This window comes from Candidatus Thioglobus sp., from assembly GCF_029243085.1.
In the GTDB taxonomy this organism is placed as follows: Bacteria; Pseudomonadota; Gammaproteobacteria; order PS1; family Pseudothioglobaceae; genus Thioglobus_A.
Genome location: NZ_JAQWSS010000053.1, coordinates 1 through 10,246, shown reverse-complemented (window position 1 = coordinate 10,246; position 10,246 = coordinate 1). Strand labels below are relative to the sequence as shown.

The window sequence follows — 10,246 nt, the reverse complement described above, 5'->3', positions numbered from 1 at the left end:
TGACGACCACCTTCATCTTTACTTAATACATATACTTCAGCTTCAAACTTAGCATGCGGCATAATAGAACCTGGCTTTGATAATACTTGACCACGTTCAACATCTTCACGCTTAGTACCACGAAGTAGAACGCCAACGTTATCACCAGCTTCACCAGAATCTAGAAGCTTACGGAACATTTCAACACCCGTACAAGTAGTAGTTTGTGTATCTCTAATACCAACGATTTCTAATTCATCACCAACGTTAACGACACCTGCTTCAATACGACCAGTAACAACTGTACCACGACCAGAGATTGAGAATACATCCTCAACTGGCATTACAAAAGTCTTATCAGTATCACGCTCAGGCTGAGGAATGTATGAATCTAATGCTTCTACAAGCTTTAAGACAGATGGTACACCAATGTCAGATGTATCGCCTTCTAGTGCCTTAAGCGCAGAACCAAGGATTACTGGCGTATCATCACCAGGGAAATCGTATTCGTTTAATAACTCACGGATTTCCATTTCAACTAATTCAATTAATTCTTCATCGTCAACCATGTCCGCTTTGTTCATGTATACAAGGATGTAAGGTACACCAACTTGCTTAGATAAAAGAATGTGCTCACGTGTCTGTGCCATAGGGCCGTCAGTTGCAGCAATAACGATAATAGCGCCGTCCATTTGTGCAGCACCAGTAATCATGTTCTTAACGTAGTCGGCGTGTCCCGGGCAGTCAACGTGTGCGTAGTGACGAGTCTCTGACTCATATTCTACGTGTGACGTTGAAATCGTGATACCACGCTCTCTTTCTTCAGGAGCCTTGTCAATATCAGCAAAGTCAACTACTGCACTACCGTTGGCTTCAGCCATTACTTTAGTCATTGCAGCAGTTAATGTTGTTTTACCATGGTCAACGTGGCCAATTGTGCCAACGTTTACATGGGGTTTGGTTCTTTCAAATTTTTCTTTTGACATTTAAATACTCCTTACTTATTTAATTTTTCAATAACATCATCAGCAACATTTTTAGGTGCAGCTGTGTACTTTGAGAATTCCATAGAATAGCTAGCACGACCTTGAGTCGCCGAACGCAGGTCATTTGCATAACCAAACATTTCTGCCAATGGAACATCTGCCTTTAATTGCTTACCATTAGGAAGGTCTTCCATGCCGCCCACTAAACCACGACGACGGTTAAGATCACCCATTACATCACCCATGTACTCTTCTGGTGTCACTACTTCCACTGCCATCATTGGCTCAAGAAGTTGCGGGTTCGCCATTCTAACACCTTCAGCTAAACACTTAGACGCGGCGATCTTAAACGCCATTTCATTCGAGTCAACATCATGGTATGAACCATCATAAACAGTAACTTTAACGTCAACTAACGGGAAGCCAGCTAAAACACCGTTCTCCATTTGCTCTTGAACACCTTTGTTTACAGCAGGAATGTATTCCTTAGGAATAACACCACCTTTAATTTCATCAACAAATTCATAACCAACACCAGCTTCTTGTGGCTCGATACGTAAATGTACATGACCGTACTGACCACGACCACCCGATTGCTTAGCAAATTTATGCTGATGTTCAACCATGGTTGTGATTGCTTCACGATAAGATACTTGTGGCGCACCAACGTTACACTCAACATCGAATTCACGCTTCATACGGTCAACAATAATATCTAAGTGAAGCTCGCCCATACCAGCAATAATCGTCTGTCCAGATTCTTCATCAGAAGATACACGGAATGAAGGATCTTCAGCAGCAAGCTTACCTAAAGCAATACCCATTTTTTCTTGGTCTGCTTTAGTTTTAGGCTCAACTGCAAGTGCAATTACTGGTTCAGGGAATTCCATTCTCTCAAGAACAATCTTTTCTTTAAGATCACATAAAGTGTCACCTGTTGTTACATCTTTAAGACCAATCGCAGCAGCAATATCACCAGCACGAACTTCTTTAATTTCTTCTCGATCATTTGAGTGCATTTGCACCATACGACCAATACGCTCTTTTTTACCTTTAGAAGAATTGTATACGAAATCGCCAGCCTTAAGCACGCCAGAATATACACGGAAGAAAGTCAAAGTACCAACAAATGGATCTGTTGCAATCTTAAATGCTAGTGCTGAGAAAGGTTGATCATCATCTGCAGGACGTGGCGCACGAGTTTCGTCCGCATCATCTAGAATACCTTCAATAGCATCAACTTCAAGCGGTGATGGCATGTACATAATAATCGCATCTAGTGCAGCTTGCACACCTTTATTCTTAAAGGCCGAGCCACAAAACATAGGAATAATTTCATTATTAATTGTTTGTGTACGAATACCTTGTTTAATCTCATCTGCTGATAATTCACCTTCTTCTAAGTATTTTTCCATTAACTCTTCAGATGCTTCAGCTGCAGATTCAATCATAAATTCACGCTTTTCTTCAGCAAGATCTAATAATTCAGCAGGAATGTCAAGTGCATCATAAGTCGCACCTTGATCTGCTTCATTCCAGTAGATTGCCTTCATCGTTATTAGGTCAACCACGCCTTTAAAATCTTCTTCTGCGCCAATTGCGATTTGCATTGGCACTGGGTTTGCACCTAGGCGAGTTTTAATTTGATCACATACACGTAAGAAATTTGCACCAGCACGATCCATCTTGTTAACAAAACCAATACGTGGAACATTGTATTTATTAGCTTGACGCCATACAGTCTCTGACTGAGGCTCTACACCACCTACCGCACAAAATAATGCCATTGCACCGTCTAACACTTTAAGTGAACGCTCAACCTCAATTGTAAAGTCAACGTGTCCTGGAGTGTCAATAATGTTGATACGGTGCTCATCAAACTGGTTATCCATGCCTTTCCACATACAAGTAGTTGCAGCAGAGGTGATGGTAATACCACGTTCTTGCTCTTGCTCCATCCAGTCCATAGTTGCACCACCATCATGCACTTCACCAATTTTGTGAGTACGGCCTGTGTATAAAAGAACACGCTCTGTAGTAGTAGTCTTACCAGCATCAATATGCGCCATAACACCGACATTACGGTATCGACTTAGTGGGTGATTTCTTGCCATCTTCTTAAATCCTTTTGTTTACCAGCGGAAGTGAGCAAACGCTTTGTTTGCATCAGCCATTCTGTGAGTGTCTTCTTTCTTCTTAAACGCAGTGCCGCGGTTTTGAATCGCGTCCAAAACTTCGCCTGCTAATCTAAGTTTCATACCTTTTTCACCACGCTTACGTGATGCTTCAATAATCCAACGCATAGCTAGCGCGATTTTACGTTCAGCTCTTACTTCAATTGGAACTTGGTATGTAGAACCACCAACACGGCGAGACTTGATCTCAACCTGTGGTCCAATGTTTTCTAACGCTTGTTTGAATACTTCAATTGGCTCAGCATTACCTTTTGCTTCAATTGTGTCTAACGCATCATAAACGATCTTCTCAGCTACAGATTTTTTACCATCTAACATTAAGATGTTTACAAATTTGGCCAATACTAAATCACCAAACTTCGGGTCTGGTAGGATTTCTCTTTTAGGGGCGGATCTTCTTCTCATAGTGTTTCTCTTATTTTATTTTGTTGTTATTACTTAGGCTTCTTAGTACCGTACTTAGAACGGCCTTGCATTCTACCGTCAACACCAACCGTATCCAATGCGCCACGAACTGTGTGGTAACGAACACCTGGTAGATCTTTAACACGGCCACCACGAATAAGAATCACTGAGTGTTCTTGTAAGTTATGACCTTCACCACCAATGTAGGTAGTTACTTCGGCTGAATTTGTAAGTCTTACTCGAGCAACTTTACGTAATGCTGAGTTAGGCTTTTTTGGTGTTGTTGTGTATACACGAGTACATACACCACGTTTTTGAGGGCAGCTGTCTAATGCTGGCACGCCACTTTTACTAACCTTCTTTTTACGTGGATTACGTACCAATTGATTAACTGTTGACATATTGCTATTTCTCCAAAATTCTTTTTTTAATTTAACGTATTCAAATCACCCTTTGTTTTTTCGGGGGCAATAAAGGAGTGAATTATACTTTGTTAGCTGGGTTAATGGCAACAAGTTTTAAGTCTTTTGCAATAGCTTTTCTAATAATAATTCACTAGCATGATTAAGCATGGCAAAGACTTCATCAAAACGTCCTTCAAAATATGGATCTGGCACACTTCTGACTTTGTTATTAGGAATATTATCTAATATTAAAGTAAGTTTGTATTGTTGATCTTTTGGGCATATTGCTTGCAAATTGGCTAGATTTGATTCATCCATGGCCAAAATATAATCATAATGATAAAAATCAGATTCATGAACTTGTCGCCCACGTTGAGTTGACAAATCAACACCAAATTTTCGTGCTGAAATCTGCGATCTTTTATCAGGTTGCTCTCCTATATGATAGGCGTGTGTTCCAGCTGAATCAACCTCAAATAAGTGTGCAACATCACGTTTTTCAATTTGAGCAGCAAAAGCACCTTCAGCTGTTGGTGAACGGCAGATATTTCCCATACATACAAATAACACCTTGATTGTCGACATATCTTTTATTTATTACAAAAATAAAGATTTTATAATAAGCTTCATACACTCATAACATATCTTATAATTAAACTGAATTTATATTATCTGGGGAGAGATATGGAGCTTGAACTTTATCAAAACATGTTGATGTTGATTTTTGCAACAACGTTTATTATGGGGTGGGTTGTTAACAAAACAGATTTTTGCACAATGGGTGCTGTGTCCGATTGGATAAATATGGACTCTACTGCACGACTCAAGTCATGGATGTTGGCTGCTGTCTCTGCATTATTTATAGTTACACTATTATCTTATTTTGATTTAATCGATTCGTCATTAACTCAAAGCAATGATACTGCTAGCCCTCCATATAACACACCTACCTTTGCTTGGCCTAGGTATGTAATTGGAGGTTTAATTTTTGGCATTGGAATGACAATCGGCTCAGGATGTGGCAACAAAACCTTGGTTAGAATTGGCGCCGGAAATCTGAAATCAGTGATAATTTTTATCATGATGGCATTTGGTGCCTATCTAATGATGTTTACTGATTTGATGCATACTTTCTTCCTACAGTGGACAAGTATCTTGGATCTTGATTTAACAGAATATGATATTAATAGCCAAGATTTAGGTGCTATTACTGCACATATTATTCAAACAGATGCTGTAAATACAAAGCTCATTTTAGGATTTATTATTTCAGTAGCTGCTCTTTTGTTTTTATTCCGAACTAATGAATTTAGAAAGGATAAGCACAATATTCTAGCAGGCTTAACTATTGGTATTTGTGTGGCAATTGCCTGGTATATTACATCTGGACCTATGGGTCAAGAACTACTTGAAGAAGCTGAAATGATGGATGAAACGCCTTATGCTATAGGGGCACAATCTCTAACATTTGTTGCACCTTCAGGGCATTTTTCTGCATTAGTAAGCTCCGAATTTGACTCAACTTATATTACATTTGCCCTTATAGCTGGCTTGGGAGTGTTGCTAGGCTCATTCTTCTATGCTGTATTACATCAGTCATTCCGTATAGAATGGTTTAGATCAATTAGTGACTTTATCAATCATATAGTTAGTGGATTATTGATGGGAATAGGTGGCGTACTAGCCATGGGTTGCACTATTGGGCAAGGTGTAAGTGGAGTATCAACATTATCATTAGGCTCATTAATTGCACTTGGATCGATTATATTTGGCTCAGCACTAACAATGAAAATTCGATATTATCAACTTGTATACGAAGATGAGGCTAATTTTTATACTGCCACCATTACAAGCTTAGCTGATTTAAAATGTGTGCCAAATAAATGGAGATATTTAGATCGTGTCTAACTCACTGTTACAATCTGCTAAAGAAGTTATCTTAACTGAAGCGCAAGCTATTACTCAACTAGCCAATCAACTTGACCAAAGTTTTGTCGATGCGTGCAAGCTTATTCAAAATTGCACAGGCAAAGTAATTTTGATTGGCATGGGTAAATCTGGCCATATTGGCAATAAGATCGCTGCGACTTTTGCCTCGACTGGAACACCTGCTTTTTCCGTTCATCCAGGTGAGGCAGGACACGGAGATTTAGGTATGATTGAGCAAAATGATGTGGCTATTTGTATTTCTTATTCGGGCGAGTCCGATGAAATTATGACGCTAGTTCCGGTAATCAAACGCCTTGGTGCGTCTATTATTGGTATGACTGGAAAAAAAGACTCTTCCATTGGTCAAATCAGTGATGTACATCTAGATGTGAGTGTTGAAAAAGAAGCATGCCCACATAACCTAGCTCCCACTTCGTCGACCACAGTCGCACTGGCGATGGGCGATGCCTTAGCAGTTAGCATATTAACCAATAAGGGTTTTAGCCCAGATGATTTTGCCAGGTCTCATCCATCAGGCGCACTAGGCAGACGCCTATTAACCTTTGTTAAAACTATCATGAAAACGGGCGATAACATTCCTAGTGTTAACGCCAATACAAAATTATTAGATGCTTTATTAGTGATGAGTCAAAAAGCGCTAGGCATGGTATTAATTACTGATAGCAATCATCTCCAGGGTATTTTTACCGATGGTGATTTACGTCGTGTTCTTGAAACATATACTGACATTCAATCTCTTACTATCGGCCAAGTCATGACCGAAAACTGCAAATCTATTCTAGCTGATAAACCAGCCATGGCTGCTGTACAAATGATGGATGAATTTAATTTAAATTCTCTGCCAGTAGTTGATGAAAAAAATCAGGTGGTAGGAGCGATTAACACTCACACCTTAATGCAGGCAAAGATTATCTAAAATTATTGTATTTTTTTTCTAACGCTGTTAAATTATCAACACACTTGACTGTTTAGAATATATTACACACCTTAAGCATTTAAAAAAAAATACTAGTACTGGTTAAGTCACCAACCTTTCTATGCCCCACCAAATTCCAATGATTGAAATAATAATAGATACCGGAATGACCATCAATTGTCGATAATTAAGTTTTAGAGCTTGTAATGCCAATAAAACGGAAACCACGCCAATAACAATCACAACTTGGGCTAACTCTACACCCACATTAAAGCCAATCAAGGTCATCAAAAAAGAATCTGGTGTCATTTCAAATTCTTTAAGCATGGTTGCAAAACCTAAGCCATGTATAAGTCCAAAGAAAAATACAACAATACTTTTGCGCCTAATAGACTGATGAGTAAGTAAATTTTCAATCGCTACATATGCAATGGAAAACGCAATCAATGGCTCAATAATTTGGGCAGATATCTCTACCACACCAACCATTGCCAACCCTAGCGTGATCGTGTGTGCGACCGTAAAAGTAGTCACTAATAGGAGTAGGCGACGCCACAATAAAGATGACAATGCCATGCCAACTATAAATAAAATATGATCCCAGCCAAGCGGAATCACATGATCAAATCCAATTCCTGTAAACTCAACAAAACGTTCGAAAGCACTACCAGACTTTGGATGATTAATATCAATAACACCGCTAGAACTGCCATCTCTTAACCACTGCCATTGACTCCAATTATATTCATTTTTTTTATATATTTGCCAGCGCAGTGCACTATCGCCATAAACCTTACCATATTGCCAAGATATGACTGTTGGCCACTCACTTAGTTGCACTTGATATGTCAATACGGTTTTTCTTGGGCGTTTTTTATAGCCAACAATGTCAATATCAGTATTGATTAGCTTTAGTGTTTGAACCTGGCTATTAACTTTAAACATTAAACGGTTTAAAAACTCAACTTCAAATGCCTTAAAACGCTGACGTAACACCTCTGACTTGAGCTCTCGAAGCTCATCATACTCAGTAGAATTTGGCGCATCAGTGGTTTTTTTATACTGAGTACCAATGTTTGTCATCGCCGCTTCAAGACTTAAATCAATTGAAATTTCAACAGTTTTATCATGAAGAAATGAGATTTCAACCAAGGCGGGTTTAACCACATCAGCTCGTACAATGGCACTAATTAACAACGATAATAATAACAATAGTCTCATACATTCCTTAATTAATAAAAAACCCCGACAAGCGGGGTTTTTTATTTAGCTTTACTATCTTCTAGATTAGATCACCTGCGTAATTTTCAATACCTGGATTAGTCTTCACACCTTTAATAGTTGGATGATTAACTTTCTTCAGGTCTAATGTACCTTGCTTACGTAAGTAATCCGCAGCAACATCCCACATTAAGCGACCATTGCCCACAGAACCAACCTGCGCCCAACCAGAAACCTTATAAGATTTATTTGGATCAATAGTAGTGCCTTGGTCGTCTTTCATCTCAGATATACGATTACCCAAAGTTGCCGCTGGATCAATGGTGTAATCCATACCACCCATACGTACCATATCACCACCCGACTGCAAGTACGGATCTTGTACAAATAAATTTTCAGCAATGCCTTCTAAAATTTCTTTTAATTGTGAGCCTTTAAGTTCATTCACATAAGTTTCACCATAAGTCATTGAGGTATTGGTCATCAAATCTTCCATAGTCACATCGTGACCAGCTGGCACCGATGTACCCCAGCGTACACCTGCAGACATTGCAAAGTCTGCATCATGCTCTTCACGTAGTGAATTAACCAATACTTGATCCCAAGTACCCATAAAGTTACCGCGACGATATAAGGTTTGCTCTGTAGTACATAACTTCTCAGTTAAGATTTCATCATAAGTTTTACCAAGACGATCTGGGTTGTTACTCATTGCACTGCTACGTGCTTCCACAACGTTCTTATCATATTTGGTATTGCGCATTTTGGTAATAAAAGACACCATGGCAGCATCTGGCTTAATAAAGTCAGTCAGAATTGGCAACATTTTGTAATTATAGCCAACTACTTTATGGCCTTTGATTTCTAAATCCATCACACCAATGTATTTACCTGAACAGCCAGCATTAGTTACAACAGTCATGCCACCTGCATTTTTAACTTCGACTGGTTTTGGCATTCCGTCATGTGTATGGCCACCAAAAATAGCATCAATACCCACCACACGCGAAGCCATTTTAATATCAACATCCATGCCGTTATGAGAAACTAAAATCACAGCATCTGGCTTTTCATTGTCACGAATATCAGCAACTAATTCACTTAACTCGTCTTCACGAAGTCCAAATGACCAATCTGGGAAAAAGTATTTTTGTGGATTTGCATTAGAAGTTCTAGGAAATGCCTGGCCAATCACTGCGATACGATGACCGCCGACATTTTTAATCACATAAGGTTTAAATGGTAAAGCATCATCCTCACTATATAAGCCATTACCATCATACTTCTCGGTCATGGTGAGATATTCATCACCCATTAACGCATCTTCCAAAATACGCACGTTTTGACCCAAGAAATCACCCTTGAAGAAGCCAACGTTTTTCAATGTTTCTGCTTCTTTATAGGTGAACTCCCAATGACCAACCATAACATCAACACCAAGCATATTAGTAGCTTCAACCATATCCGCACCACGCGTCCAAAGTGATGTGCCCGAACCTTGCCAAGTATCACCGCCATCAACCGTTAGTGTATTTTGTACGCCACCAGCGCTTTCACGCAATGATTCTAGTACAGTTTTAAGTTGGCCAAATCCACCAGTTTTGCCGTACTTAGCAGCCAACTCTTCAAAATTGTTGTACGTAAATGCATAAGCTTCAGGAGAGCCTGGCTTAACACCAATTTGCTTAAGTAGGTTATTACCAACCACGTGAGGCAACTGACCATAAGTAGGGCCAAAGCCAAGATTTACATTAGGCTCACGGAAGTAATTAGGCAATAAGTTACCATGTGTATCAGTAATATGCAAAATACGCGCATTACCTGTTTTTGGCACTTCATACATATTATCTTGTGATGCTAGCTTAGCAGATGCATCGCCACCACAACCACTAATTAAACCTGCTGCAGATCCAGCGCCCAATACTTTAACAAAATCTCTACGTGTTAACGACATAATATTTACTCCTCAGAAAATAGCAATTTAATAAAAACTAATCAAAATTATATATGAATGACATGGTCAAATTAACCAGTATTTATTAACGTATGTTCATTTTTGGTATAAGTACCAAAAAAAATCTATAATAACAGCTATGAAAATTGCACAATTATTATCTACCACTATTGATACCCAGTTTGATCTTGATGTATCTGGCCTTTGCCTCAATTCAAAACAAGTACAGCCTGGTG

General features: G+C 39.1%; 9 protein-coding genes. 2 read left to right on the top strand and 7 right to left on the bottom strand.

Going from position 1 to position 10,246, the window contains the following annotated elements:
- The 5 genes from tuf to P8M52_RS03175 all read right to left on the bottom strand — a co-directional run.
- Window positions 1–965: elongation factor Tu (tuf, locus tag P8M52_RS03195; protein WP_300307222.1), on the bottom strand; the 965-nt coding region annotated here is incomplete at its 3' end.
- Between the two features lie 11 nt (window positions 966–976).
- Complete coding sequence (gene fusA / locus P8M52_RS03190) at window positions 977–3,079, bottom strand: elongation factor G (protein ID WP_300307219.1); 2,103 nt, start codon at window positions 3,077–3,079, stop codon at window positions 977–979.
- A gap of 18 nt (window positions 3,080–3,097) precedes the next feature.
- On the bottom strand, window positions 3,098–3,565 hold the full coding sequence (rpsG, locus tag P8M52_RS03185) for a 30S ribosomal protein S7 (protein ID WP_300307216.1): 468 nt from the start codon (window positions 3,563–3,565) through the stop codon (window positions 3,098–3,100).
- 29 nt (window positions 3,566–3,594) lie between these two features.
- The gene (rpsL, locus tag P8M52_RS03180) at window positions 3,595–3,966 is read right to left on the bottom strand and encodes a 30S ribosomal protein S12 (RefSeq protein WP_300307213.1); all 372 of its coding nucleotides are present in this window, start codon (window positions 3,964–3,966) and stop codon (window positions 3,595–3,597) included.
- A gap of 117 nt (window positions 3,967–4,083) precedes the next feature.
- The gene (locus P8M52_RS03175) at window positions 4,084–4,554 is read right to left on the bottom strand and encodes a low molecular weight protein-tyrosine-phosphatase (protein ID WP_300307210.1); all 471 of its coding nucleotides are present in this window, start codon (window positions 4,552–4,554) and stop codon (window positions 4,084–4,086) included.
- A 99-nt stretch (window positions 4,555–4,653) separates the two neighbouring features.
- On the opposite strand from P8M52_RS03175, the gene P8M52_RS03170 reads away from it, so the two are divergent.
- The gene (locus P8M52_RS03170; RefSeq protein WP_300307207.1) at window positions 4,654–5,877 is read left to right on the top strand and encodes a YeeE/YedE family protein; all 1,224 of its coding nucleotides are present in this window, start codon (window positions 4,654–4,656) and stop codon (window positions 5,875–5,877) included.
- A complete protein-coding gene (locus tag P8M52_RS03165; protein WP_300307204.1) occupies window positions 5,870–6,835 on the top strand; it encodes a KpsF/GutQ family sugar-phosphate isomerase in 966 nt (321 codons plus the stop codon). Before P8M52_RS03170 ends, P8M52_RS03165 begins: the two co-directional genes overlap by 8 nt.
- Window positions 6,836–6,937: 102 nt before the next feature.
- Here the strand turns inward: P8M52_RS03165 and P8M52_RS03160 are convergent, their stop codons facing one another.
- Together P8M52_RS03160 and P8M52_RS03155 are read right to left on the bottom strand one after the other, a co-directional pair.
- Window positions 6,938–8,056, bottom strand: coding sequence for a HupE/UreJ family protein (locus P8M52_RS03160; RefSeq protein ID WP_300307202.1), 1,119 nt, complete (start codon window positions 8,054–8,056; stop codon window positions 6,938–6,940).
- Window positions 8,057–8,117: 61 nt separating this feature from the next.
- Complete coding sequence (locus tag P8M52_RS03155; protein WP_300307200.1) at window positions 8,118–10,010, bottom strand: 5'-nucleotidase C-terminal domain-containing protein; 1,893 nt, start codon at window positions 10,008–10,010, stop codon at window positions 8,118–8,120.
- Window positions 10,011–10,246 lie beyond the last annotated feature (236 nt).